The sequence below is a fragment of the Mycobacterium gallinarum genome (genome assembly GCF_010726765.1).
Taxonomy (GTDB): domain Bacteria; phylum Actinomycetota; class Actinomycetes; order Mycobacteriales; family Mycobacteriaceae; genus Mycobacterium; species Mycobacterium gallinarum.
Genome location: NZ_AP022601.1, coordinates 5,630,225 through 5,655,343 on the forward strand (window position 1 = coordinate 5,630,225; position 25,119 = coordinate 5,655,343).

The following is a 25,119-nucleotide window of genomic DNA, read 5'->3' on the forward strand; positions in this document are numbered from 1 at the left end:
CCATTCTTCGATGGAATTCGTACGTCAGCCACGCGTGTCGCCGCCGCTATTGCCTGCCGGCGCCGTCCTCGTCGAAGCTCCACCGCGGATTCCGGCGCCGAAGCCGCTGAACCCGCTCGCCCGCTTACTGCCGCTGGCCATGCTCGTCGCGGCCGTCGGGATGATGGCGGTCTATCTCACGTCGGGTGGGCAGTCGATGCGCAACCCGATGTACATGTTCTTCCCAGTGATGATGCTGACGTCGGTGCTCGGGTCGCTGGTCTACGGCGCCAGGGGAACCAACACCACCGCTGAGATCAACCGTGGTCGGCAGAAGTACCTCGATTACCTCGACTCTGTCGACCGTGAGGCCCAAGGCACTGCCGATGCACAACGCGAGTCACTGCGGTGGCGCCACCCTGAACCGGCGGCGCTGTGGACCCTGGCGGGTAGCAGACGGATGTGGGAGCGAACACCGAATGACCCGGATCATTGCGTCATCAGGGTGGGGATCGGTGAGCAACCCCTGTCCACCGCGTTGACCGAGCCGGAACTCGACGGCACCGACGAGCAGGATCCGGTCACGGTGAATGCGGTACGGCGGCTGATTCGTTGCCGGTCAGTCGTCGCCGATGTACCGATCACGTTGGCGCTGCGCAGGTTTTCGGCGATCACACTTGACGGTGACGTACGGGTCGCACGAGCATTCCTCAGAGCCCTCGTATGTCAGCTCGCGGTCTTTCACGGCCCGGACGACATTGCCGTTGCCGCTGATCCGTGCGGCGAATGGGATTGGCTGAAATGGCTTCCACACCAGCGGCACTCGCACGCTGATACACCCTCGCGCGACATCGTGAGAATCCTGGATCACGCAGAAGCGGTTGAGCTTCGGATCGAAACATCACGAGATGTCGTCGCGAATGGAGAGCGGCTCCAGTTGCGCATCACCGAGGAAGCCCTGGTCGTCCATGGGCAGGGTGACGAAGAGGTGCATGCGAGACCTGATCTGTTGACGGTGGCACAGGCGACAGCGTGCGCTCGTCGTCTCGCCCGGTATCGGCTGATCACTGCAACGACATCCGATGCCGAGAGGCGCGGGATCGACTGGATGAAACTGATGGGTATCGGAGAAATCGATCCCGAGAAGCTCTGGCAGGCAACCGGTGACGGACGCATCGTGCCGGTTCCGATCGGCGTCGCGGACAACGGAACCCGAGTGCTTCTCGACATCAACGAGGCAGCGCGAAATGGCATGGGGCCGCACGGATTGTGTGTGGGCGCAACGGGCTCTGGTAAGTCTGAACTGCTGCGCACGTTGGCACTCGGGATGATCGCGGCTCACCCGCCGGATGCGCTCAACCTCATCCTCGTGGACTTCAAGGGCGGGGCGACGTTTATCGGCATGGAGCGCGCCAGGCACGTGGGTGCCGTGATCACCAACCTGGCGGGTGAAGCGCACCTCGTCAGCCGGATGAGCGACGCGCTCTTGGGCGAGATGAACCGGCGTCAGGAGGTACTTCGGGCTGCCGGACGATTCGCCAATCTCACCGAATATCAGCGTGCACGATCCCATGGCGCCCACCTGCCGCCGCTGCCCGCATTGTTCATCTTGGTCGACGAATTCTCCGAACTGCTCAGCCAGCATCCCGACTTCGCCGACCTATTCGTGGCGATCGGACGGCTGGGTCGATCACTGGGCATGCATCTACTGCTCGCCAGCCAGCGGCTCGACGAAGGCAGACTGCGCGGCCTCGAGACACATCTGTCCTACCGGATTTGCCTGAAGACGTTCTCCGCCGGTGAATCTCGAGCGGTCCTCGGAGTTCCCGACGCCTACCACCTGCCCAGCACGCCTGGATCGGCCTATCTCAAGTCCGCCTCGGGAGATCTCGTACGGTTCCAGACCGCCTTCGTCTCGGGTCCTGGCCGCGAGTCGCGTACCGAACGCACATCGGCGGCACCACCACGTGCTCGACTGTTCACCGCCGCGACCGTCGATACTCCCAGCGAAAGCGCCGATATCGAGCCGCCGCCGTCGGCGCGAACCCTACTGGACACCATGCTGGACCGGGTGGCCGGCCGCGGTGCGGCCGCGCATCAGGTGTGGTTGCCGCCGCTGACGCAGTCGCCGACCCTGGATGCGTTGTTGCCGGGGCCCGGTCATCGCAGGTTGACGGTGCCGATTGGCGTGGTGGACAACCCCTACGAACAGCGTCGCGATCCGTTCGTCGTCGAATTGGACGGCGCGGCAGGCAACGTCGCAATCGTGGGTGCACCGCGGTCCGGAAAGTCGACGGCGTTACGAACGATGCTGCTGGCGCTCGCGGAGCACCACGACCCCGCGGACGTCGGGTTCTACTGTCTCGACTTCGGCGGTGGGGCCTTGTCGTCACTACGTGATCTGCCGCACGTGGGATCGATGGCCGGACGTCTGGACGGCGACCTGTGTCGTCGCACCGTTGCGGTGGTGACATCGGTGATGCGGACGCGGGAGTCGCTGTTCCGTCGGCTGGCCGTCGATTCAATGGCCGCCTATCGCGGTCATAAGGCCGACGACGATCCGTTCGGCGACGTGTTCTTGGTCATCGACGGCTGGGCGACGCTGCGTCAGGAGTTCGATCATCTCGAAGGTACGATCACTGCGATTGCCGCTCAGGGCCTTTCGTTCGGCGTCCACGTCGTCATCACCGCGTCGCGGTGGGCCGAGTTGCGGCCTGCCTTGAAGGATCAGATCGCGACACGCATCGAGCTGCGTCTCGGTGACTCCGCCGAATCCGAGATGAATCGCAAGCGTGCGCGTGACCTTTCCGGACGACCAGCCGGTCGCGGCATCACGCCGAGCGGCCGGGAATTCGCGGTCGCATTGCCGCGGTGGGACGACGCACCGACCGTGAACGGACTTACCGAGGTGATCGCCGCCGACACCCAACGTCTGCGCGGCCGATGGGCACCGAGCACTGCACCGATGGTCCAACTGCTGCCGACTCGGGTGCAGCGTGACGAACTCGAGGACGGCGGTGTGCTGCTCGGTGTCGGCGAACGCGAATTGAGCCCCGTCCATGTTGATTTCGCAGAGCAGCCCCATCTGCTCGTGCTCGGCGAAGTTGCGTGTGGGAAGACTGCGACTTTGCGGCTGCTGTGTCGTGAGTTGATCCGCGTCAGCACCGCCGACGAGGTTCAACTCGAGATCATCGACTTTCGCAGGGCTCTGCTGGGCGTGGTCGAGTCCGAACATCTGAGCGGCTATGCGATGTCGCCGGCTTCGCTGACGTCGCGGCTGCCGGCGATCATCGACAGACTCGCGGCGCGCATGCCCGGCGACAACGTCACCCAGCAGCAGTTGCGTACGCGGTCCTGGTGGGCCGGGCCGGACATCTACCTGGTAATCGATGACTATGACCTGGTGGCGGGTGCGACGGGAAACCCGCTGGCACCGCTCGCCGATTTCTTGCCGCACGCCAAAGATCTCGGGCTTCATGTCGTCGTCGCCCGGCGCTCCGGGGGTGCTGCGCGCGCGATGTTCGATCCCGTCCTGGCGAGGATGCGCGAGCTCGGCTGCATGGGGTTGATGATGAGCGCAAGTGCGGAAGAGGGTGTGCTGCTCGGAACGGTGAGACCATCGGCGCTCCCGCCTGGTCGGGGAACGTTGATCACCCGGGGCGATGCGGATCAGCTGGTCCAGGTTGCCTGGACAGATCCACCATGATCGAAGTCCTCATCGAGGTTGGGCCTGCGACGATTCGAGGGCCCAACGATGTTTGCCCGGAGTGGGTTTCGGTTGCGCTCGACTCCGTGGACGACGAGCTGGCGTTGCTCGACGATCGCCCGGTGCCGGTACGCGACGTGTGGGAAGACGTGATGCGCGCAGTCATTGGAGCAGGCGTCGACGCCGCAGTCGTCGTCTGTCCGGCATGGTGGTCGCCAACGCGAATCGACACGGTGCGGCGGGCCGCGTACACGGTGGCGGCTGAGGTCGTCGTGGTGGAGCGAATAGCGATGCTGCGGCAAGGGATTCCGGCTGAGACGACGATCGTCGAGATCACCGCGGATGTCGTGGTGGTGACCGTCGCGGAAGCGATCGTCGCCGTCGTGCCGCGGCAGGAGTCCGCCGCGGACGCCGATGCGATAGCGGCGGCCGTCGCTGCGCCCGCGGGGGTTCTGGTGGACGCCCCGTCGGCGGTACCCGGCGCCGACGCCCTCGCCTCGCTGATCGCAAGCCGCATGCGGACGATCGGCGTGCCCGTCAGAATCGCCGACGACGGTTGGGTACTGCGCGCAGCGAAAGAACACCGGTCACCGCAGCCGGGCACTCCCGTCCAAGCCCGCGATCGCAAGGCCCTGGCGGTGCTGCTCGGCGCTCTATCGACGGCAGTGCTGTGCGGCGGGGTCGCCGTCATGTATGACGAGGCGCCGCGGGCCGACGGCATGCCGATGACGTTGCTCGTCGAGGGCAGGGTCGGTGTCATGGTACCCACTGCGTGGACCGCGCAGCGCATCACCTCCGGCCCGGGATCGGCGCGCGTACAGGTGATTTCACCGACGGATGCGGATATCGCCCTCCAGATTACGCAGTCCGTCGCTCCACTGCCGTCCAGCCTCGCGAGTACCGCGGATTCTCTGCACGCTGCCTTCGCCGAGGCGCCCGACGGCGCTTTCGTCGACTTCAACCCGTCGGCGCGTCGCGCGGACCGAGATGCGGTGACGTATCGCGAGGTTCGGTCGGAGCGCCACGTCGCGTGGACCGTGATGGTCGATGGGGCCGCCCGCATCGCGATCGGCTGCCAAAGCGCGCCGGGTCGCGAACACCTCGTACAGCAGGCCTGCGAAACCGCGATTCGCTCGGCGCATGCGGTGTCCCAAGAATGACCGCAAATCTCATGGAACCGGATGGGCGGCGATCGCGTCGAACTTCATAACAACACAGACCGACCGGAAGGACATCGATGACGACACCGGCAGGTGGCGCACTCAACACCGACTTCGAGCTGATGGCTGCCATCGCCGGAAAGACGGATGCGCGAAATGAGGAAATCCGGGCGATGCTGCAGTCATTCATCGGCCGCATGGGTGGCGTGCCGCCATCGGTCTGGGGTGGGGTGGCCGCATCTCGCTTTCACGACGTCGTGGATCGATGGAACGCCGAGTCGGTGAAGCTTCACGCCGCACTTCAGCGGATCGCCGAAACGATCCGCCTGAACCAGCAGACGCTTCGTGAAGCCGCGGACACCCACTCGCACCAGATCAACGCCGTCGCCGGCGACCTTTGAGGAGTCCGACATGGAGAACGTGCTTTCTTACAACTTCGGTGAAATCGAGTACACCGTCCGGCAGGAGATCCACACAACCTCGGCGCGGCTCAACGCAGTGCTAGACGAGCTGCGCGCTCAGATCGCGCCGCTGCACGAGATCTGGACACGGCAGGCCGCCGAGGCGTACCGCATTGAGCAGGCCCGCTGGGAGCAGGCAGCGAGTGCGCTGAACGACATCCTCGTCAAGCTGGGCAACGCGGTCCGCGACGGCTCAGACGAAGTAGCAGCCACCGACCGGATGGCAGCCAACGCCTGGGGCGGATAGCCCCTCGACTCTGCGCGGTCCCACTCGGAGGGGAGCCTGGGGGGATTGCCAGGGAAAGGTTTGGGCCACCGCGGCCGTTTGGAGAGGCGGCTGCGGTGGCCCAAACTTGCTCGAACTCCGGTTACTCGCAGGCGACACCGTCGCCGTCGCGGTCGAGATGCTCGGCGTAACCGTCCTGGCCCTGCAGGATCGGCGTTACACCAGCCTCGCGCGCCGCGGTGCAGTTCTTGTAGTAGGTGTCGGCGTGCGCCGCCGAAGCAGCGCCGACGGCAGCTGCCGCGGCAACCAGTGCTGCGGCGATGAAAGTGCGAAACATGTTGACTCCATTGTGATCTTGATATCGGGAGGTTCCACGGCAAACACCAGTGGACCCGCGCAGACGAAGCTACGGCGGCATGGCCGACGGAGAAATCGGGTGTTTCCCTATGTCTTGTCGGTTGTGGCATCGAGGGTCTGGCCCGCTCGGCGCTTCACCCCAGGTCAGACGCTGCGGTGCCGCCGTCGAAGGCGTTTTGACCTGCGCGGACGTCCACGGGTAAGCTGCTCCGTTGGCGTGCGATACGCCGGTACCTCGGGTCTACGTCGGTCGCCGAGGATTCCCTGATCGCACACCATGACCGGCCCCCGGATCGCTCCGGGATCAACCCGATATATGGAGAGGTAGCGCTGTGTCTACGTACACGCCGAAGGCGGGTGACACCACACGTTCGTGGTACGTCATCGACGCCACCGACGTGGTGCTCGGCCGGCTCGCCGTCGCAGCAGCGAATCTGCTGCGTGGCAAGCACAAGCCGACATTCACGCCGAATGTCGACGGTGGCGATTTCGTCATCGTCATCAATGCAGACAAGGTCGCCATCAGCGGCGACAAACTCACGAAGAAGTTCGCCTACCGCCACTCGGGTTTTCCCGGCGGTCTGCGGGCGCGAGCGCTCGGTGACGAGATGCAGAAGCACGCCGACCGCGTCGTCGAAAAGGCGATCCTCGGCATGATTCCGCACACCAAGCTCGGCCATCAGATCCAGAAGAAGCTGAAGGTGTACGTCGGGCCGGATCATCCGCACGCCGCACAGCAGCCCATTCCGTATGAGATCAAGCAGGTGGCCCAGTGACCGAGACGACTGACACGACCGAAGAAGTGACCGAGGCCCCCGTCGAGGAGACGGCGACCGAGACGGCCGCCGCTGAAGCGGCTCCCGCGCGCGAGCCGGTCATCATCGACCGTCCGATCCAGACCGTCGGCCGCCGCAAGGAGGCTGTGGTCCGGGTGCGTTTGGTGCCCGGCACCGGCCAGTTCCATCTCGACGGCCGGTCGCTGGAGGCCTACTTCCCGAACAAGGTGCACCAGCAGCTCATCAAGGCGCCGCTGGTGACCGTCGACCGGGTGGATTCCTTCGACATCTACGCCCACCTCGATGGCGGCGGCCCGTCCGGGCAGGCCGGTGCGCTGCGGTTGGCGATCGCCCGCGCGCTGATCCTCGTGCAGCCGGAGGACCGGCCCGCGCTGAAGAAGGCCGGCTTCCTGACCCGCGACCCGCGGGCCATCGAGCGCAAGAAGTACGGCCTCAAGAAGGCCCGCAAGGCGCCTCAGTACAGCAAGCGCTGATCGAGACCCCTCGGAGCCGCCGGGCACGCAACCGCGTGCCCGGCGGTCTTCTGTTCAGCGGCCCAAGAAGTTCCCGAGGATATTGCCGGCGGCGCTGCCTGCCTGCTGCCCTCCGCCGGTGCCGCCGACGAACCCGCCGGGCGCCTCTTCGGACGGCTGCACGACGACGAAACCCTGACCCGAGAACGACATGGTGAAGCCCTCACCGGTAGTGCGCCCCATGAATGTGCCGAGGCCGAACTGTTCAGCGCTGTGAAAGCCGGTCTGTAACGAGGTGGACCAGCACACGGCGGCCTGCGGATCGGCGTAGGTCGGCTGGTCGACGCTCAACACCACAGGGGTGCCCTTGGTGGTGACCGCGATGCGGCCCTGACCGGAGAACACGCAGTTGAACAGTCCGGCGTTCGACAGCATCCCCGCGCCCTGCACCCGACGGATGTCGTAGGACAGCGACGGCTCGAACGCGAGGACGTTCTTGCCGTTGATCGTCAGCCCGTCGTGCGGGCCCTCGAGATCGAGGAGATGGATGTCGGAGGCGAGGTCGGCGAGGAAGAGATCGCCGGCGCCTGTGCACTTCATCAGGGGTACCCCCTCGCCCGTCAACTGTTGCTTGACGAACTTGCCGATACCGCCCGCGCCCTGGCCCTGAAATTGGATATTGCCTTGGTAGGCAACCATGGCCCCCTGGCGCACCATCATGTCGCCGTTGAGCCCGATCTTGAGCATCTTGCTGTTCTGCAACTTCATGCCCGGCTGTTGCATCTGGGCTTCGGCGTTCTGGGGGGAGAACAAATCACTACGCATGGAATGTCCTTTCGACGTTGGCGGCGACGTTATCGACTGGCCCGCGGCAGCGCGATGGGGTTCGGATCGAAAATATTTTTGTCGGCGTCAGTAACGATCTTGGGTCGGTCTGCCGACAGACAAATAGAGCTCTCGCCAGGACTTTGAAGGTAACGTTAATAATAAAATGAGCTAATTAGCTAGTAGACGATAAAATATCTTGGATCAGCTTTTTTTCTGAAATCTCGTTTAGCTGTCTGCCGATGGTGGAAGTCAGTCCCCGAGGAGCAGAGGCGCAACCCTTTCGCGCTGGGCAGGCAGCTCCTGCCGAGGGTGGTCACCGAGGCCACGGGGTCGGGGCGGATCACTGCTTCCTTAATGAAAGGAATATTCGATGAATAGCATCATGAAGAGGGCGTCAGCCGGCGCCGTACTGGGCGGCTCGCTCTTGTTCACCGCAGGCCTGGGTATGGCGGGTGCCCAACCTCTGAACCTGCAGGACGGGCTCGTCAACGTGGGCGTGGGGGACGTCACGATCCTCGAGGACGTGAACGTTGGCGTGGCCGCCACGGTGGCCGCCGCGATCTGCGGCATCAACGTGTCCGATGTGAACGTGCTGGCCACGCAGGTCGATGCGGATGGCGGGCAGCAGACTGTCTGCGACGTCCCCGGTGGTGACGTGCTTCTGACGCAGAACGCCGGGACTCCCGGCCAGTCGGGTCAAGCGCCCGGCGGCGGTCCGGCAACCGCTCCGGGCAATCCCACGCCCGGCGGCAATCGCTAACCGGTAAGTAAATCGAGGCCCTCACCGCCCGTATCCTCCGGATGCGGGCGGTGAGTCGCGTTTGGGTACCAATTCGATGGAGGCACGCCGCTCGACGGCGTTCGTTGGCTCTTTGGACGTCACTTATGAGAAGTTTGTCCGCATGGGTCGACTGTTCGGCACCGACGGGGTGCGCGGCGTCGCCAACCAGGATCTGACCGCTGAGCTGGCAATGGCTCTTGGTTCGGCGGCGGCCCGACGGCTTGGCAGCGTCGGTGGCCACGCGCGTCGCGTGGCCGTGGTCGGTCGCGATCCCAGGGCCAGCGGCGAGATGCTCGAAGCGGCGGTGATCGCAGGAATCACCAGCGAGGGCGTGGATGCGCTGCGGGTCGGGGTGCTGCCGACCCCGGCGGTGGCTTATCTCGCGGGGGCGTACGACGCCGACTTCGGCGTGATGATCAGCGCGTCGCACAACCCCATGCCGGACAACGGCATCAAGATCTTCGGACCGGGTGGCCACAAGCTGGACGACGCGGCCGAGGATCGCATCGAGGAGCTGGTCCACCAGGGACCCGGACGCCGTCCGACCGGAGCTGGCATCGGACGCGTGGTTGACGCCGAGGATGCGCTGGACCGTTATCTGCGCCACATCGGAAAGGCAGTGACGACGCGCCTCGACGGGCTGACCGTCGTCGTCGACTGCGCGCACGGAGCCGCATCGGCATCCGCACCACGCGCGTACCGCGCCGCGGGCGCCAACGTAATCGCCATCAATGCGGAACCCAACGGGCTGAACATCAACGACGGGTGCGGCTCCACACACATGGAGGCGTTGCAGGCCGCGGTGGTGGCTCATGGTGCCGATCTCGGCCTCGCGCACGATGGAGATGCCGACCGCTGCCTGGCCGTGGACTCGAATGGTCAAACTGTCGACGGTGACGCGATCATGGTGATTCTGGCGCTCGCGATGCAGGAGGCGGGCGAGCTCGCATCCAACACGTTGGTCGCCACAGTCATGAGCAATCTGGGTCTGCACCTGGCAATGCGCGCGGCCTCCATCGAGGTGCGTACGACCGGTGTCGGCGACCGCTACGTCCTCGAAGAACTGCGCGCGGGCGAGTATTCGCTCGGCGGTGAGCAATCGGGTCACATCGTCATGCCGGCGTTCGGCACCACGGGGGACGGCATCCTCACCGGTCTTTGCCTGATGGCACGGATGGCGCACACCCGCTCATCCCTGGCCGCACTTGCCGCGCCGATGCAGACGATGCCGCAGGTCCTCATCAACGTCGCGGTCGCGGACAAGGCGACGGTCGCCGAAGCGCCGTCGGTGCGCACCGCGGTCGCCGAGGCCGAACGCGCGCTTGGCGATTCCGGTCGAATCCTGTTGCGCCCCTCCGGAACTGAACAGGTTGTCCGCGTCATGGTCGAGGCCGCCGACGAGGACACCGCACGTCAACTAGCCGTCCGAGTTGCGGAATCGGTCAGCGAACAGCGCTGAAATCCGCGGGAACCTGTAAGGCCTGCTCCGCGTCCTAGCTCTACATGGGAGAACGAGACGTTGCGCGTGTCGACGTCGCAGCACTGCTGAGAATCGCCGACGAGTATCAGTCGGTAGCCGATGCCGTCGACGCCGTCGTCCGCAACCGGCTCGCCGGGTTGCAGTTCGGCGGCGCCGCCGCGGGCCGGATGCACGTCGCGCGCGGTGAGGCGGTGCGAATTGCCGTCGACGGTGTAGGCGACCGACTGCGGGAGTGGTCGAGGGCGTCAGCGGAGATCGCGGCGACGTTGCGTACCACCGCGCATCGATATGACGAAGCCGATAGCCGCGCCGGGCGCATGGTGGGCTGAGATGTTCGACGCTGCTTCACGATTGGCCGATGGACGGCCCGCCGCGGGCATCATCCAGGACTACGTGTGGGCCTGCCATCTGCTCGGATACCAGGATCCGGAACTGACGCTGCACGCATCGCAGGTGCGCGATTGGTACGGGAGTGAGGACGGAATCGACCTGCAGGCGCTGGACTCCGATTGTGAGGCGCTGCGGGCAGCTGCGGCTGCGGCTGAGGGAGCGCTCGCCCGTCAGCGCGCGCAGCTCGCGTCGATGGCGGTCGCGTGGGACGGCGTTGGTGCGCAGTCGTCCGGGGATTTTCTGCGTCGCCACGGGGAGGCATCGGCGGCTGTAGTGGCGGCAGTGCGGACCGCCGCGGAGTCGCTGGCATCGCTGCGGGATCGGTTGTGGTACAGCGTCGACGGGAAAGTCGCAGCGACGATGGCAGCCGAGAGGCGGGGCGCGGGGCCCGATTGGCAGGCCGCAGCGCAGACGGTCACGACCGGCGCGGGTGATCGCGCCAGCGCCAGTGAGTTGGTCGATCAAGAGGTCAGGCCGTTTGTTGTCAACGACATTCGCTCCGAATGGTTGACGGCGATGCGCTCCGCGATGGCTGCCGTGACGGAGGCCTACGACGCCGCCGCTGCTGAACTCGCGTCCGAGGTGGCCATCGCGTTCGACGTCCCCGGTCAGCTCGGCCCGTCGTGGTCACCACCCTCGGGCGACGAGGCCGTGACCGTCCCTGCGGGCACGGGTTCGGTTGCGGGGTCGATTGCGGCTGCGCCAATTGGCGCCGCCGCGCCCGCGGGTGGGCCCGCGGCGTGGTCCGCTGCGCCCGCGGCGGTGCCCCCCGCACCGATTCCGGCGCCCCCTCCGCCCGCAGAGCCAGTGGCGCCCGCAGGGCCGGCGGCGCCCACGGCTCCGGTTGAACCTGCCGCCGCGATGCCGTCGATACCGTCGATGGGTGGAGGGATGCCCGATATCGGCAGCGGATTGTCGGGATTCGGTGGACAACTCGGCGAGTTGCTCGGCGGTTTGGTGGGCACGTCGCAAGACGCGCTCTCTGATCTGCCCGGGTCCGACGAGCTGGACAAGCCCGACGATTTCGATCCGCTCGAAGACGACGAAGACGAAGACGAAGACGAATCCGAAGATGCTGACGAGGAACACGATGAGGAATCCACGACTGAGGAGCCCGAGGCGGAGCCTGCCGTAACCGACGCCTCAGATGAGGTTATCGAAGGACCGCCCGCCGAACCGCTTGCCGCCGAGGCTGAGCCGGTCCCACCACCCACGCCCGTCCCGCCTCCGATAGAGCCCCTTGCCGCGCCCGAGTCTGCAGCGGGTACGCCGTGCGAGATCGCGGCCGATGAACTGCCACAGGTGGGCGAATGACTCTGAATTGGCATAGAACTCGGGAGTAACGTTCGCTTGGTGAAGTTGCGGGCGCGTGAGCTGCTGGTCCTGTTCTTGGTGGGGGCGGCCGCGTCGCTGGTCGGCGATCACAGCCACGTCGTCACCGGCACCACGGAGTACCTCACGGACGCAGTGCCGTTCGTGTGGAGCAGCCCGATCTGGTTCCCGGTCATGGTCGGGGCCGCGACGGTGGCCCTGGCCGAATTGCGGCTGCACTTGCCTGAACCGCGTACCACGGTCATCGCGCGGCAAGGGCTTGCAGGAATCGCCGCGGTTCTCGGTGCCTACGTCACGACAGCACTGGTGCACAGTGCGCCACCCGTACCCAGTACTACTCTCATCGTCGCAATGGCAGTGATCACCTGGTGCGCACTGGGAGACCGGCCGTCAGTGGTGTGCGGGTTACTCGCAGCGGTCATCGGACCCATCGTCGAAATCGTGCTCGTCAAGTTTGGCGTGTTCGCATACAACGACGAGTGTGACCAACTGTTCGGTGTCGGGCCATGGCTTGTCCCACTGTATTTCGCGTTCGGTGTGGTCGTCGCGATGCTGGGTGAGATCGCCGCCAAGGACCGTTAGAACGGTGGCGGGTCCGAGTTTTGTTCGCGTTCGGCTTTGATGCGGGCTTCGCGGTCTTGGGTGCGGGTGCGTTTACGTTGGGGCATCATCAACCCCCGGTCGGTACTGAACGTCTGCGGCTTCAGTGGGGGTGGCAGGCCCCCGGTGGTGGTGTCCCAGTCGGGGAAGTAAACCCGTGATCCCGGATGAGTCGTGTAGGTGTGTCCGGTCGGCGAGGTCCACACCGCGCCACCATCGGGTCGCAGTGTCAGCTCCCAATCCCCGGTCCAAAAAGTCTTGAGCAAGTGATGTTTTCGGCACAGACACGCCAGATTCGACGCATGCGTGGCCCCCAGCGGGTAGGGGATCACATGATCGATATCGCAGAACTCCGCCGCCGTGGTGCAGCCGGGAAACCGGCACGTCAGATCCCGCGCCCGCACAAACCGCGCCAGCTTCGCCGACGGCCGATACCCCGACTCGGGCTCGCCGGCCGGGGTGCACAAGGGCTGTAGTTTGGCGCCGTTGCGCAGCAACTCCGCCAACAGCGGAGTCGGCAGCACCTCGGTCCCCGACAACAATGCGGTGCCAGAGGATTTGGGCCTTGCCGGGGCTGGGGTCTGCGGCCCCGGAGTAGAAGATGCAGTGGTGGCAGGCACGTCACCTTTCAGCCCGTCCACCGTGGATTGGTCGGTGTAGACGGTGACGACCACCGACGACTTCGGCGCCGGCTGGCCCGCCCGCGCCTCACAGGTCGGGGATTCACACGCACACCGCAGATGATCATTACCGTGGCTCCACGCCCCGATCGCATCGGCGCGACGCTCACCGGCCGAGCGGGGATCGTTGGGACACACCGTGGCCGCCATCGCCGCGATCTTCTTCTTCAACACCGCCGCATCCGCGGCGGTCAACCGGCCCCACACCGATGTCGTGCCCGCCTCATCCTCGAGGTCACCGACCACGAAGTCGCGGCTCCGCGCGACGGTCTTGACCACCATCAGCGCCGACTCATCGAACTCCAACACCAACCCATCCACCGCCGCGATCAACTTGTCCTCGCCCAACGGACCCCACCTGCCAGCCCGCTCCGCGATCGCACGATCAATGACCGCCCATATCGCGTCGTCGGTGATGAACTGCGTGCGCCAGGTGATCGCCCCCACCACCCGCGCACTCACCTCGCCACGAGCGAACATCGCGGCCACGGCAGGCAGACGATCCCGCAACGCCACCGCGATGCGCATCTGACCTGAGGCCTTGCGCGCGCTGATGTTCATCGCTGCCGCGACCTCAGCCGCTGTGCAGTCCCACCAATCACACGCCCACCGCGCCCGCTCATCATCATCAACAACACGACGACGCTTCAGTTCAGCGATCGCCGCCAACCGCCGCGCCGCAGTCGCGGCTTCAGCCCGAGTCAGATCCGCGATCGCCGCGACGACGCTGGCGTCGTCGGCTTCGGAGAACTCGAACATACATTCGAATATAAACCAGTCCACTGACTCAAACTTCTTGGCAGGGTCGCGTTGTGCATACGCGGCTGATGTTGAGGAGGTTGAGTGGGTCATGGTCAGATCGCGACGAACAAAGATTGCTGCCGAGGAGAAGACCCGGTTGGTGCTGGCTGTTCTAGCCGGTGAGATGACCTGTGCTGAGGCGGCCCGGCGGTGTGGGGTGGCCTCGACTCAGGTGACGAAGTGGAAGCATCAGTTCCTTGAGGCTGGGGCCCAACGCTTGCAGGAGGTGCCCAGCGGCGCCGCGCATGGCGCGGGTAGCCCTGAGCAGCGTCGGCTGCGGATGGAAAACGAGCAGCTCAAACTCGCGCTGGCCGAAGCCACGGTGCAGCTGCGGATCTGGCAGCGCGGTGCAGCTTTGGCCGATCAGGTCCCTTCCAGGACCTCGAAACCCTAAGAGAAGCAGCAGGTCTGCCGGTTTCGAGGTTCGCGCCATTGGCCGGCATCGCCGAGCGGACCTATCGCCGCCGGCTGGCCCGACTGCGCGCTGGTGACCCGGCCAAGGGGCCTTGGCCGGCGCCGGTCGTCGACCGGATCGAAGCGATCGCGGCGAAGTACGCCGAGGCGTGGCCGGCCTGGGGCTACCGCAAGATCGCCGCACTGATGCGCGCTGATGGTCACGACGTAACCAACTCGTCGGTGCAACGCGCGCTGCGGCGGCGTGGCCTGCTGTTACCCCAGGGCTTTCGGGCCGATCGAAAGTCTTGGGCTGCGTTGCGCCGCCGGGTATTTCACGATCCGCCGACTGAGCGCAACCGGGTGTGGCAGACCGACTTCTCCGAGTTCGAGACCGCCCACGGCGGGATCTGGCGAATTAGTGCCGTCATCGACTACGTCACCAAATACTGCCTGGCCATCACCGTCACGCCCACCAGCCGCGGCCGCGACGCCGTGCACTGCATTCGGTTGGCCGTCGAGGAAGCCACCCGCATCTTGAACCTCACCGACCTGCGAGTCGACCGCGGCGAAATGGAGGTCCTTGACGCCGAGGACAACGTCATCGGCCACGCCCCTGCACCGATTGCGATCGTGTCCGACAACGGTCCCTGCTACCGGGGTAAAGACTTCCACACCCTGTTCACCGGCCATGATCCGCTCCTGCGCCACATCCGCACACGCATCAAATCACCACAAACCAACGGCGTCATCGAGCGATTCTTCGAAACCCTGAAATACGAGCATCTCTTCCGCGGCTACATCGGCGACGGCGACGCACTCGACATGGAAACCCATCGATTCCGCATCATCTACAACACCATCCGACCACACCAAGCCCTGGCCGACCGCACCCCAAAACAGGCCTACCTCGACAGCAAAACCCTGCCACCTTCTTGACTCAAGACACCAGTTCACCGACACCCGCGGAGGTTATCCACGGTTCTCGGCGGTGCTGATTCAGGCGTTGGCGGGGCGCCTGCGGCGGTTGTTCGAGCGGCGCCGACGAGACTGCTCGGGTTTGACAGGTGCGGGCCGGTTGGGGGCCGCGGGCACGATCGGGCTACCGAAGGAGCGCTCGCCAGGGGCGATCTCGTGCAGCACCGGATGTGACGGGCCGCGGAAGCGGGTGATCGTCGGCTTCACGCCGGCCTTGCGCGTCAGTTGCCGCACATCGGACACCTGCTCGTCGAGCATCAGCGTCACGACGGTGCCGTCGTTTCCTGCGCGCGCCGTCCTGCCCGACCGGTGCAGATACGCCTTGTGCTCGACCGGCGGGTCGGCGTGTACCACGAGGGTGACGTCGTCGACGTGGATACCGCGCGCAGCGATATCCGTCGCGACCAGCACCCAAGCCGATCCATCGGAGAATGCCGCCAGGTTGCGCGTGCGGGCATTCTGAGACAGGTTGCCGTGCAACTCGACTGCAGGAACTCCGCGCGAATTCAGCTGGCGGGCAAGGTTCTTGGCGCCATGCTTGGTGCGGGCGAAGACGATCTTGCGTCCCGGCGAGGCCGCCAGGTCGGCGAGCACGTTGATGCGGGCCGCCTTCTCGACATGCAGCACGTGATGCTCCATTGCCGCGACCGGCGACTGCTCCGAGTCGACGCTGTGCACGACGGGATCGGTCAGGTACCGCTTGACCAGGACATCCACGCCACCATCCAAGGTGGCGGAGAACAGCATTCGCTGGCCATTGCGGGGCGTCTTGTCCATCAGTCGCTTCACCGGAGGAAGGAAGCCGAGGTCCGCCATATGGTCAGCCTCGTCGAGCACGGTGATTTCGACGGCGGACAGATCCGCGTGGCGCGATTTCACGTGGTCTTCCAGACGCCCGGGGCACGCGATCACGATGTCGACGCCGGCACGCAGCTTGTCGATCTGTGGCTGGTGTCCGACGCCACCGAATACGACGACGGACCGCAAGTTCGTTGCGGCGGCCAACGGCGCGAGCGCGGCGTCGATCTGAGCGACCAACTCGCGGGTCGGGGCAAGGATGAGCGCACGCGGACGGCCAGGTGCTCGCTTCGACTGACTCGCTGTGAGTCTCGTCACCATGGGCAACAAGAACGCATACGTCTTGCCGGAACCGGTGCGGCCGCGGCCCAATACGTCGCGGCCGGCCAACGAATCGGGCAGCGTCGCGGCCTGGATGGGGAACGGGGAGTCGATGCCGTTACCGGCAAGGACATCGACGACAGCCTTGGGCAGGCCGAGGTCGGCGAAAGTGGGCACGGTTGTGCCGTCAGTGATTTGAACAGACAAGGTTGAAGCTCCGAAAGTAGAGTGTGGTCGTCCTGCCCGGCGCGGATCAATCCGCGGCGCTCGGTTGACGATCGAGAAACGGCAAAAGGCAGAACAGACGATGCCGCTGAAGATCAGTCTACAGCCTCGGCCGCATTCGGCTTAATCGTTACGGGAGTAGCTCACGCAATTCCTCGACGAATCGCCGCGTTTCGGCGCGCTCACCCGACAGCGGCTGTAGCAGAAGTGTGGTGGTACCGGCCTCCGCGAAGGCGGCGAGACGCTCCTTGACGTAACCGCGCGGACCCACCAGCGAAACGGCGCGCACCAATTCGTCGGGAACCGCGGCGATGGCTTCGGTCTTCTTGCCCGCCAGATACAAGTCCTGGATGTCGTTGGCGACCTCGCCGTAGCCGTAGCGCGTGGCCAGGTTGTGGTAGAAATTCTTGCCGCGTGCGCCCATGCCGCCGATGTACAGCGCCAGTTGCGGTTTCGTCCACGCCAGTCGGTCATCGACGTCGTCGCCGATCGCCAACGGCGCGCTGACCGTCACGTCCAGTTGGCCCAGAGCGGGATCCCGCTTGGCGAACCCGGCGCGCAGGGCGTCGCCCCACACGTCGTCGGCCTTCTCCGGGAGGAAGAACACCGGCTGCCACCCCTCGGCGATCTCGGCGGTGAGTTCGACGTTCTTCGGGCCGAGTGCGGCGATATTGATCGGGATGCGTTCGCGCACAGGGTGATTGATCAATTGCAGCGGTTTGCCGAGGCCGGTTCCCTGATCGGCGGGCAGCGGAATCTGATAGTGCTTGCCGTCGTATGTCACCCGCTCGCGGCGCCAGACCTGTCTGCAGATGTCGATGACCTCGCGGGTGCGCCCCAGCGGAGCGTCGAAGGGGACTCCGTGAAAGCCCTCCATGACCTGTGGGCCGGAGGTGCCGATGCCCAGCCGGAACCTGCCGTCGGACACGTAGTCGAGCCCGGCGGCCGTCATCGCGAGCAGCGTCGGCGTGCGGATGTAGATCGGGACGACGCCAGTGGCCAACTCCATGCGCGTCGTCTTCGCCGCCAGAAAGCCCAGCTGGCTGATCGCGTCGTAGGAGTAGGCCTCGGCCACGAACGCGACGTCGACGCCGACCTGCTCGAGTTCGACGATCTGGTCGACGGCCTCGAGGAAGCCACCCGCGTAGTTGAGGAAGATTCCGGTGCGCATCGACATGTGAGCTTTATACACCCAACCGGTTGGTTGGCCGCACTCAGGGCTTCAAGAGCGCGACGACTTTGTTCTCGAGAGCCACCGGATCGTCGGCGAACGGGTCCATCGTCGTCGCCTTGGGCAGTGCGATCTCGGGGTCGGCGAAGTCGCGGTAGGCCTTGTCGCCGGTGAGCATGTGTAGGAAGTACCCGGTCATCAGTGCACGCACGATCTTCAGCGTGCCGCGATCGGCGCCGGGCAGTCCGACCGCTTTGGCCAGCCGGCGCCCCTCGACGAGCCCACCGGCCTTCACGCTGCTTACGTCGCGCAACGTGCCGCTCTTCCAGACGCGTGCGAGTTCGACAGCGTTGGAGCGCAACGACATCGGGTCGCCCGGGTCGGCGAGAATGAGGCCGGGCACCTTTAGTGTCGATGCGGGCTCTTCGGCGCGTGGCTTGGTGACGGTCGGAAACGCCGCCACGACAGCCTTCAACCTGCCGGGCATCCCGGCCGCCGCGAAGACCGCCGCGGAGGCGCCGAAACCGTGTCCGGCCACCCCGAGCTTCGTGGGATGGACGCTGATCTTGCCTGGTCCCAACCGCACCCCGGCGATGATGTCGAGGGCCGTGCCCAGGTCGTAAGACAGATTGAGCACCGACGGCGCCAGGCTGGTCTCGGTGGCGGGCGCGGCGGCGACGATGCCCCACGACGCCAGATGTTCGAGCGTTCCGTGGTAACGGTCGTCACTTGTAAGCCAGTCGTGACCGAATACGACACCAGCGAGATTCATCCCCGACTCCGGGGTGAAGACCACGCCGGGCAGTCCGGCAAACGCCAGGTCACCCCGCAAAACGCGGTGCGGACCGCGGCGCTTCAACCCGTTGAAGAGCTTCGCTGTCCGCGCCACCAGACGACCGTAGCGCAGGCAGGTCCGCCGGCGCTCTTGCACTACCCTGAAAGGCTATGTGCGGAATCGTCGGTTATGTCGGGCAGCGTCCTGCCTGCGACGTGGTCGTCGACGCGCTGCGCAGGATGGAGTACCGCGGATACGACTCGTCGGGTGTCGCCCTGCTCGACGGCAATGGCGGCCTGACGGTACGGCGCCGGGCCGGGCGGCTCGCCAACCTCGAGACTGCGCTTGCCGAATCCGAGGCGGGCACCCTTGCCGGCAGCACCGGCTTGGGGCACACCCGCTGGGCGACCCATGGCAGGCCGACCGATCGCAACGCCCACCCGCACCGTGACGCCGCCGGGAAGATCGTGGTCGTCCACAACGGCATCATCGAGAATTACGCCGTCATGCGCGCTGAACTGGAAGCCACGGGAGTGGAGTTCACCAGCGACACCGACACCGAGGTGGCCGTGCATCTGGTGTCCTGGCAGTACCGCCACGGACCCACCGCGGGCGACTTTCCGGCTTCTGTGCTTGCCGTGCTGCGCCGACTCGAAGGCCATTTCACCCTCGTCTTCGCGAACGCCGACGAACCGGGCACGATCGTCGCGGCCCGACGTTCCACGCCGCTGGTGCTAGGTGTCGGTGACGGTGAGATGTTCGTCGGGTCGGATGTGGCCGCGTTCATCGAATACACGCGCGATGCTGTCGAATTGGGACAGGATCAGGCAGTCGTGGTGACGGCCGACGGGTACCGCATCACGGACTTCAACGGCGACGACGACTCCGCCAATGCGCGCGAATTCCATATCGACTGGGACGTCTCGGCTGCCGAAAAGGGCGGCTACGAATACTTCATGCTCAAGGAGATCGCCGAGCAGCCGACCGCGGTCTCCGACACATTGCTCGGCCATTTCGCCGACAGCCGCGTGGTGCTCGACGAGCAGCGCCTGTCGGATCAGGAGCTGCGCGAGATCGACAAGGTCTTCATCGTCGCCTGCGGTACCGCATACCACTCCGGGCTGTTGGCCAAGTATGCGATCGAGCATTGGACCCGGCTGCCTGTCGAGGTGGAGCTGGCGAGCGAGTTCCGGTACCGCGATTCAGTTCTCGACCGTCACACGCTGGTCGTGGCGATCTCGCAATCCGGTGAGACAGCCGACACGCTGGAGGCGGTGCGGCACGCGAAGGAGCAGAAGGCCAAGGTGCTGGCCATCTGCAACACCAACGGCTCGCAGATCCCCCGTGAGTGCGATGCGGTGCTCTATACCCGCGCCGGTCCGGAGATCGGTGTGGCGTCGACGAAGACGTTCCTCGCCCAGATCACCGCCAATTACCTTGTCGGACTGGCACTTGCGCAGGCCCGCGGTACGAAGTACCCGGAGGAAGTTGAGCGGGAATTCCGTGACCTGGAGGCCATGCCCGACCTCGTCGCCCGCGTACTCGACAACGTCGAGCCGGTCTTCGAGCTGGCACGGCGCTTCGCCCAATCGCAGACGGTGCTGTTCCTCGGTCGTCACGTCGGCTACCCGGTTGCGCTCGAGGGCGCCCTCAAGCTCAAGGAACTGGCGTACATGCATGCCGAGGGCTTCGCCGCCGGTGAGCTCAAGCACGGCCCCATCGCATTGATCGAGGACGACCTGCCGGTCATCGTGATCATGCCGTCGCCGAAGAACTCACCGACCCTGCACGCCAAGCTGCTGTCGAACATCAGGGAGATTCAGGCGCGCGGCGCGATCACGATCGTCATCGCGGAGGAGGGCGACGAAACCGTCCGGCCCTACGCCGACCACCTGTTCGAGATCCCTCCGGTGTCAACGCTTTTCCAGCCGCTCCTGTCGACCATCCCGCTTCAGATATTTGCCGCCGGCGTCGCGCAGGCCCGCGGCTACGACGTCGACAAGCCACGCAACCTGGCCAAGTCCGTCACCGTCGAGTAGTGCCGAACCCCAGGATTGGGCGCTTCCGCAGCGATGCGGCCCGTGCCCACTTCCTCGCGGTCTATCAGTACTGCCTGGCCGACCTACCGCCGTACGACCAGACCTTCGACATCCCAACCAGTTTCGGAACTGTCGGGGTATACCGCTTCCCGGGCCCCGACGGGCGTCCGGTTGTCCTGCTGCCGGGCCGCAACGCGTCCACCCCGATGTGGGCAGACAACCTCCCAGGTCTGCTGGCCCATCGCACCGTGTTCACGGTCGACCTGCTTGGCGAGCCGGGGTTGTCGGTGCAGGAGCACGAATTGGGGAGTGCCGAGGACCAGGCGCAGTGGTTCGACGAGATGCTCGCCGGGCTGGCGTTGACGTCTCCGCATCTCATGGGAGTGTCCTTCGGCGGATGGTCGGCTACCAACTATGCGGTCCTGAAGCCGGGCCGGGTGTCGTCGCTGACCCTGCTCGACCCCGTGATGACCTTCGCGCCGATTTCGGTTCGGACCATGGTGATGATGATTCCCATGGGTCTACCCGCCGCTGTTGTGCCGGAGGGATTGCGCCGCTGGGTGTTGAGGTGGATCGCCGGCGGGGCTGAGGTCGACGATTCCGTTCCGGCCGCAGCGCTGATCGCCTCGGGAACAAGAGATTTCGTGCTGCACCAGCCCGCACCTACGTTGTTCACCGCTGACCAGTTGCGTACGCTCGACGTCCCGGTCCTTGCATTGATCGCGGGCCGCAGCGTGATTCATGATGCCGAGCGTGCCGCCGCTAGCGCGCGGAAGCTGTTGCCGCACGGTCGGGTCGAGTTATGGCCTGAGGCATCACATGCGATCAACGGCGAATATCCCGAAAGGATTGCCGAGACGGCGGCGGCCTTCTGGGCTGAAGCCGACGCCTAGCCCGTGTGGTGGTCGGAACCCGCGGGGCGGCTCAATTGCTCCCGATGTTGTTCATCGAGTTCGCCGCGCGCCAGCACGGCGGTCTCGTCAAGAATGTCCTCGAGGGCCGCGGCCCAACTGCGCCAGTAGGGCCGCGTGTCGTCGGCAGCGATGCGACGGATCAACCGCTGCCGAAATGTTTCCCAATCGCAGACGCCCGATCGGCACGCGGCGACCGTCAGCCCGAAAACCCTGCGTTCCCACGGTGCCGCGAAAACGAGCTCACCGTTGTCGCGGGGCGGGGACAGCGGGCCCAGCAGATCGGTGTCCAGACTCGGCGGGTCAGCGGTCATCTGCCCCGGCGGGGGACAGGGGTCGCCCCACCCCGATCATCGAGTCTCGCGTGACGAGTCGAGCCAGTTCTGCCTCGTTCAGTCCCTCGGTTCCGGCCGGCCGCTCGGGAACCACCAGATAGCGCGCTTCCGCCGAGCTGTCCCAGACCCTGACGAGCACGTCGGGAGGCAGCTCGAGCCCCATCTCCGAGAGGAGGGTTCGCGGTGGGCGACCATCCGCGAGCGGTATGCCGGCGACTTGTACCAGCCTGGCGGTAAGCCCAGTACAGGCCAGGGATAGCAAGAACACAGAGTGCACACCACGACGTTGTGAACAGTGGGCGTGTTCGCTACCGCGACGATCCGGTGGCCCTCGGGGCCCCCGAAGCCGAGCTCCGCGATGGCACGCGTGCCGTCGGCGAGCAGTCGCTGTCGATACCCGGGATCGGTCCAGGCGCGGGAGATCACCTTGGCGCCGTTGAGTGGTCCCACGTTCGTCTCATAGTGTTCGATCACCTGGTCGACCACTCTGGAATCGACGATCCCTTTTTCCACGAGCAGGGCTTCGAGCGCCTCGACCCGCGCTGCCATTGCGTCGCTCACACCGCCTCCAGATACGACTCGTAGAGGTCGACACGCACTTCGGTGCCGGACTCGGCGGCAGCGCCCCACAGGTCGGCAGCTTGGAAGGCGACGGTGTAAAGGTGCTGGGGCAGTGCGTGCCTGCCCGTCGCCTTTGCGTCGGGAAACACCGTCGCGCCGAGCTTGGCGACGATCACGCCGGGCTTCCCGGTCACGTATCCCGGCTGTCGGGTGTACGGCACCGCTCGGGTAGAGCGCACTCGAACATGGTCGCCCGGTGCGAAGCGGCCGCGACGCAGCGCCGGCCGCGACGTGCCCAGCAGTCGGGGAACCACCCGACCGGCATACCAGCGGGGGAGCGTGGGGTGCAGGAGCGAGCCCACCGCCCGTGACGTGACATTGAGGCGCAATCGCGAGATCCGCCGCCGGGCCGGCGCGGATGGGCCGGCGGTTCGGGCCTCGACCTCGCTCGGTGTGAGATAGCCGGCCTGCTCGAGCAGCGTTTCGAAACCCCCGAGCCAGCGTCGGTAATAACTGGACAGATAGACCTCGCGGGGCAGCTGCTCCATGCCGAAGCGGAGGATGTCCACATTGCGACCGAGCAGCGGCAGCAGAAAGTTGGCGAAGCCGAAGACTCGGCCCTCCCACCGTTCGTGGAACACGGGCTCGTCGGATTCCCGAATGACCGGGGCGAAGAATTCGGCTCGGCCGCCCATGTCGCTCGGCGCGGTCATGGCGTGACCATACGCCCGATTTCGGCGGGCATGACCGCCTTTAGGCAGCGATGGAGCGGACCGCGCTGACGGGCGGCAGGCCCACCGGTACATGACTGGTCGTCTGGCAATGCTCGATCACATCGACAACCGCGGCTCCACGAAACCAACGGCGCTTGCCCTGCCAGCCGCACTGACACGCGCCGCGGTTGTTCAACCACGACTGCAGCAAATACGCGACCGGCGTGCTCACCCCTGCACAATAGCCGGTCTGTGCCGGATTCTCACCTGCCGTTCCATGCGCTGGTACTGCAGGGATCATCGACCGCCTCGGCGTTCGGATCTCGTCGTCGCGGGAAAAATTTTGTAGCGAACGTCAATTTTGGCAACGAAATGATCTTGAAGCGCTCGCGGACGGCTTGGGACGGGCGCGACCTGAAACCCCGACCATGCGCACGTATGGCACGTAACGTGGGCGTCGATGCGGCACTATTACACCGCCGACCAAATTCGCGAGGCAGAAGCGCCGCTGTTGGCGAGCCTCCCCGACGGTGCCTTGATGCGCCGTGCCGCCTACGGACTGGCCAACTCGATCGCACGTCACATGGGCGGCGTCGCCGGGCGCCGGGTCTGCGCGGTCGTCGGCTCCGGTGATAACGGTGGTGATGCGCTCTGGGCGGCGACCTTCCTGCGTCGTCGCGGCGCATCGGCCGCCGCGGTCCTGCTCAATCCGGAACGCACGCACGCCGCTGCGCTGGCCGCGTTCCGGAGGGCCGGCGGTCGTATCGTCGAAAGCATTCCGCCGACAACCGATCTGGTGATCGACGGCGTCGTCGGAATTTCCGGCTCCGGACCTTTGCGGCCGAACGCGGCCGACGTGTTCGCAAGCGTGACCGCGCCCGTGGTCGCCGTCGACATCCCGAGCGGTATCGACGTGCACACGGGGACCGCCGACGGCCCGCATGTGCACGCCACATCGACGGTGACCTTCGGCGGGCTCAAACCGGTTCATGCCCTTGGTGATTGCGGACGCGTCGAACTGGTGGACATCGGCCTGGACCTGCCGCAGTCCGACCTACTCCAGCTCGAGGCCGCTGATGTCGCCGCGCTGTGGCCCTGTCCCGGCCCGAGAGATGACAAGTACACCCAGGGTGTCACCGGGATCCTGGCCGGCTCGGCCACCTACCCGGGGGCCGCCGTGCTGTGTACCGGCGCTGCCGTCGCCGCAACGTCCGGCATGGTGCGCTATGCGGGAAGTGGCGCACAGCAGGTGCTTTCGCATTGGCCGGAAGTCATTGCCACGCCCAACGTCTCCTCCGCAGGACGAGTTCAGGCATGGGCCGTCGGACCCGGGTTGGGGACCGACGAGGCTGGTGCGACCGCGCTGTGGTTCGCGCTGGAGACCGACCTGCCGGTGATCGTCGACGCCGACGGGCTGACCATCCTCGCTGCACACCCGGACCTGGTCGCCGATCGCGCCGCACCGACGGTCTTGACCCCACATGCGGGCGAGTTCGAAAGGCTGGCCGGCTCGCCGCCGGGGGACGACCGGGTCGGCGCAACCCGCAGGCTCGCCGACCGCCTCGGTGTCACCGTGCTGCTGAAGGGCAACGTGACGGTCATCGCGGAACCCGGTGGACCGGTCTATCTGAACCCGGCGGGCCAATCATGGGCGGCGACAGCGGGTTCCGGCGATGTGCTGTCCGGCATCGTTGGTGCGCTGCTTGCCGCGGGCCTGCCGCCGGCCCAGGCCGCCGCCGCAGCCGCCTACGTCCACGCTCGAGCCGCCAACCTGTCCGCCGCCGACCCCGGCCCGCACCCGGCCCCGACTTCAGCATCCCGCATCCTGGCCCACGTACGGGCTTCCATCGCATCTCTCTAACGAAAGGT

The 25,119-nt window shown here is 65.9% G+C and carries 24 protein-coding genes and 2 pseudogenes; 16 read left to right on the top strand and 10 right to left on the bottom strand.

What is annotated here, in order from left to right; translation table 11 throughout:
- Window positions 1-10 precede the first annotated feature (10 nt).
- From eccCa to G6N42_RS27845, 4 genes are all read left to right on the top strand, one after another.
- Window positions 11-3,685 (top strand): type VII secretion protein EccCa, encoded by a 3,675-nt coding sequence (gene eccCa / locus G6N42_RS27830; RefSeq protein WP_163735661.1) that lies wholly within the window; start codon window positions 11-13, stop codon window positions 3,683-3,685.
- Window positions 3,682-4,845: a type VII secretion-associated protein gene (locus G6N42_RS27835; RefSeq protein WP_163735664.1), complete on the top strand. Its 1,164-nt coding sequence runs from the start codon at window positions 3,682-3,684 to the stop codon at window positions 4,843-4,845. Before eccCa ends, G6N42_RS27835 begins: the two co-directional genes overlap by 4 nt.
- Before the next feature lie 77 nt (window positions 4,846-4,922).
- Window positions 4,923-5,246: a WXG100 family type VII secretion target gene (locus G6N42_RS27840; RefSeq protein ID WP_163735668.1), complete on the top strand. Its 324-nt coding sequence runs from the start codon at window positions 4,923-4,925 to the stop codon at window positions 5,244-5,246.
- Window positions 5,247-5,256: 10 nt separating this feature from the next.
- Window positions 5,257-5,553, top strand: coding sequence for a WXG100 family type VII secretion target (locus tag G6N42_RS27845; RefSeq protein WP_163735671.1), 297 nt, complete (start codon window positions 5,257-5,259; stop codon window positions 5,551-5,553).
- Window positions 5,554-5,674: 121 nt separating this feature from the next.
- Here G6N42_RS27845 and G6N42_RS27850 read toward each other — a convergent pair whose 3' ends face one another.
- Entirely contained in the window at window positions 5,675-5,869 is a 195-nt protein-coding gene (locus G6N42_RS27850; RefSeq protein WP_163735675.1) for an excalibur calcium-binding domain-containing protein, read from the bottom strand.
- 352 nt (window positions 5,870-6,221) lie between these two features.
- Here G6N42_RS27850 and rplM point away from each other — a divergent pair, with 352 nt between their 5' ends.
- Together rplM and rpsI are read left to right on the top strand one after the other, a co-directional pair.
- Window positions 6,222-6,665 carry a 50S ribosomal protein L13 gene (gene rplM / locus G6N42_RS27855; protein ID WP_083124789.1) on the top strand — a complete coding sequence of 148 codons (444 nt, stop codon included), beginning with the start codon at window positions 6,222-6,224 and terminating at the stop codon, window positions 6,663-6,665.
- A gap of 26 nt (window positions 6,666-6,691) precedes the next feature.
- Window positions 6,692-7,159, top strand: a complete 468-nt coding sequence (gene rpsI, locus G6N42_RS27860; RefSeq protein WP_163738452.1) for a 30S ribosomal protein S9 — start codon at window positions 6,692-6,694, stop codon at window positions 7,157-7,159.
- A 54-nt stretch (window positions 7,160-7,213) separates the two neighbouring features.
- On the opposite strand, the pseudogene G6N42_RS27865 reads toward rpsI, so the two are convergent.
- Window positions 7,214-8,014 (bottom strand): annotated as a pseudogene (locus tag G6N42_RS27865) (AIM24 family protein); the annotation flags it as partial.
- A 322-nt stretch (window positions 8,015-8,336) separates the two neighbouring features.
- Between G6N42_RS27865 and G6N42_RS27870 the strand changes: the two are divergent.
- The 5 genes from G6N42_RS27870 (at window position 8,337) to G6N42_RS27890 (ending at window position 12,531) form a co-directional block, all read left to right on the top strand.
- Window positions 8,337-8,726: a hypothetical protein gene (locus tag G6N42_RS27870; protein WP_163735680.1), complete on the top strand. Its 390-nt coding sequence runs from the start codon at window positions 8,337-8,339 to the stop codon at window positions 8,724-8,726.
- 142 nt (window positions 8,727-8,868) lie between these two features.
- Window positions 8,869-10,206 (top strand): phosphoglucosamine mutase, encoded by a 1,338-nt coding sequence (glmM, locus tag G6N42_RS27875; protein ID WP_163735684.1) that lies wholly within the window; start codon window positions 8,869-8,871, stop codon window positions 10,204-10,206.
- Window positions 10,207-10,250: 44 nt separating this feature from the next.
- Window positions 10,251-10,556 carry a DUF7162 family protein gene (locus G6N42_RS27880; RefSeq protein WP_163735686.1) on the top strand — a complete coding sequence of 102 codons (306 nt, stop codon included), beginning with the start codon at window positions 10,251-10,253 and terminating at the stop codon, window positions 10,554-10,556.
- Window position 10,557: 1 nt separating this feature from the next.
- Complete coding sequence (locus tag G6N42_RS27885) at window positions 10,558-11,931, top strand: hypothetical protein (protein WP_163735689.1); 1,374 nt, start codon at window positions 10,558-10,560, stop codon at window positions 11,929-11,931.
- Window positions 11,932-11,970: 39 nt separating this feature from the next.
- Complete coding sequence (locus G6N42_RS27890) at window positions 11,971-12,531, top strand: diacylglycerol-binding protein (RefSeq protein WP_163735692.1); 561 nt, start codon at window positions 11,971-11,973, stop codon at window positions 12,529-12,531.
- Here G6N42_RS27890 and G6N42_RS27895 read toward each other — a convergent pair.
- Window positions 12,528-13,988 (bottom strand): HNH endonuclease signature motif containing protein, encoded by a 1,461-nt coding sequence (locus G6N42_RS27895; RefSeq protein ID WP_163735694.1) that lies wholly within the window; start codon window positions 13,986-13,988, stop codon window positions 12,528-12,530. The genes G6N42_RS27890 and G6N42_RS27895 overlap by 4 nt on opposite strands.
- A 91-nt stretch (window positions 13,989-14,079) precedes the next feature.
- Between G6N42_RS27895 and G6N42_RS27900 the strand changes: the two genes are divergently transcribed.
- Together G6N42_RS27900 and G6N42_RS27905 are read left to right on the top strand one after the other, a co-directional pair.
- Window positions 14,080-14,424 carry a helix-turn-helix domain-containing protein gene (locus tag G6N42_RS27900; RefSeq protein ID WP_163729789.1) on the top strand — a complete coding sequence of 115 codons (345 nt, stop codon included), beginning with the start codon at window positions 14,080-14,082 and terminating at the stop codon, window positions 14,422-14,424.
- Window positions 14,425-14,462: 38 nt separating this feature from the next.
- Window positions 14,463-15,362, top strand: coding sequence for an integrase core domain-containing protein (locus G6N42_RS27905; protein ID WP_163729599.1), 900 nt, complete (start codon window positions 14,463-14,465; stop codon window positions 15,360-15,362).
- A gap of 60 nt (window positions 15,363-15,422) precedes the next feature.
- Here G6N42_RS27905 and G6N42_RS27910 read toward each other — a convergent pair whose 3' ends face one another.
- The 3 genes from G6N42_RS27910 to G6N42_RS27920 all read right to left on the bottom strand — a co-directional run bounded on the left by G6N42_RS27910 (window position 15,423) and on the right by G6N42_RS27920 (window position 18,805).
- Window positions 15,423-16,697 (bottom strand): DEAD/DEAH box helicase, encoded by a 1,275-nt coding sequence (locus tag G6N42_RS27910; RefSeq protein WP_163738457.1) that lies wholly within the window; start codon window positions 16,695-16,697, stop codon window positions 15,423-15,425.
- 178 nt (window positions 16,698-16,875) lie between these two features.
- Window positions 16,876-17,916, bottom strand: coding sequence for an LLM class F420-dependent oxidoreductase (locus tag G6N42_RS27915; protein ID WP_163738460.1), 1,041 nt, complete (start codon window positions 17,914-17,916; stop codon window positions 16,876-16,878).
- A gap of 43 nt (window positions 17,917-17,959) precedes the next feature.
- Entirely contained in the window at window positions 17,960-18,805 is an 846-nt protein-coding gene (locus tag G6N42_RS27920; RefSeq protein WP_163735697.1) for a dienelactone hydrolase family protein, read from the bottom strand.
- A 56-nt stretch (window positions 18,806-18,861) separates the two neighbouring features.
- Here G6N42_RS27920 and glmS point away from each other — a divergent pair, with 56 nt between their 5' ends.
- Both glmS and G6N42_RS27930 read left to right on the top strand, forming a co-directional pair.
- Window positions 18,862-20,730 (top strand): glutamine--fructose-6-phosphate transaminase (isomerizing), encoded by a 1,869-nt coding sequence (glmS, locus tag G6N42_RS27925; RefSeq protein ID WP_163735700.1) that lies wholly within the window; start codon window positions 18,862-18,864, stop codon window positions 20,728-20,730.
- The gene (locus G6N42_RS27930) at window positions 20,730-21,623 is read left to right on the top strand and encodes an alpha/beta fold hydrolase (protein ID WP_163735702.1); all 894 of its coding nucleotides are present in this window, start codon (window positions 20,730-20,732) and stop codon (window positions 21,621-21,623) included. Before glmS ends, G6N42_RS27930 begins: the two co-directional genes overlap by 1 nt.
- On the opposite strand, the gene G6N42_RS27935 is transcribed toward G6N42_RS27930, so the two are convergent.
- From G6N42_RS27935 to G6N42_RS27950, 4 genes and pseudogenes are all read right to left on the bottom strand, one after another.
- Window positions 21,620-21,955 carry a nitrile hydratase accessory protein gene (locus G6N42_RS27935; protein WP_163735705.1) on the bottom strand — a complete coding sequence of 112 codons (336 nt, stop codon included), beginning with the start codon at window positions 21,953-21,955 and terminating at the stop codon, window positions 21,620-21,622. The genes G6N42_RS27930 and G6N42_RS27935 overlap by 4 nt on opposite strands.
- Window positions 21,945-22,525 (bottom strand): annotated as a pseudogene (nthA, locus tag G6N42_RS27940) (nitrile hydratase subunit alpha). The gene G6N42_RS27935 and the pseudogene nthA overlap by 11 nt, the downstream one beginning before the upstream one ends.
- Window positions 22,526-22,533: 8 nt before the next feature.
- Complete coding sequence (gene nthB, locus G6N42_RS27945; RefSeq protein ID WP_163735708.1) at window positions 22,534-23,250, bottom strand: nitrile hydratase subunit beta; 717 nt, start codon at window positions 23,248-23,250, stop codon at window positions 22,534-22,536.
- A 40-nt stretch (window positions 23,251-23,290) separates the two neighbouring features.
- A complete protein-coding gene (locus G6N42_RS27950) occupies window positions 23,291-23,482 on the bottom strand; it encodes a hypothetical protein (RefSeq protein ID WP_163735711.1) in 192 nt (63 codons plus the stop codon).
- 228 nt (window positions 23,483-23,710) lie between these two features.
- Here G6N42_RS27950 and G6N42_RS27955 point away from each other — a divergent pair, with 228 nt between their 5' ends.
- Window positions 23,711-25,111 carry an NAD(P)H-hydrate dehydratase gene (locus G6N42_RS27955; protein WP_163735713.1) on the top strand — a complete coding sequence of 467 codons (1,401 nt, stop codon included), beginning with the start codon at window positions 23,711-23,713 and terminating at the stop codon, window positions 25,109-25,111.
- Window positions 25,112-25,119: the final 8 nt, after the last annotated feature.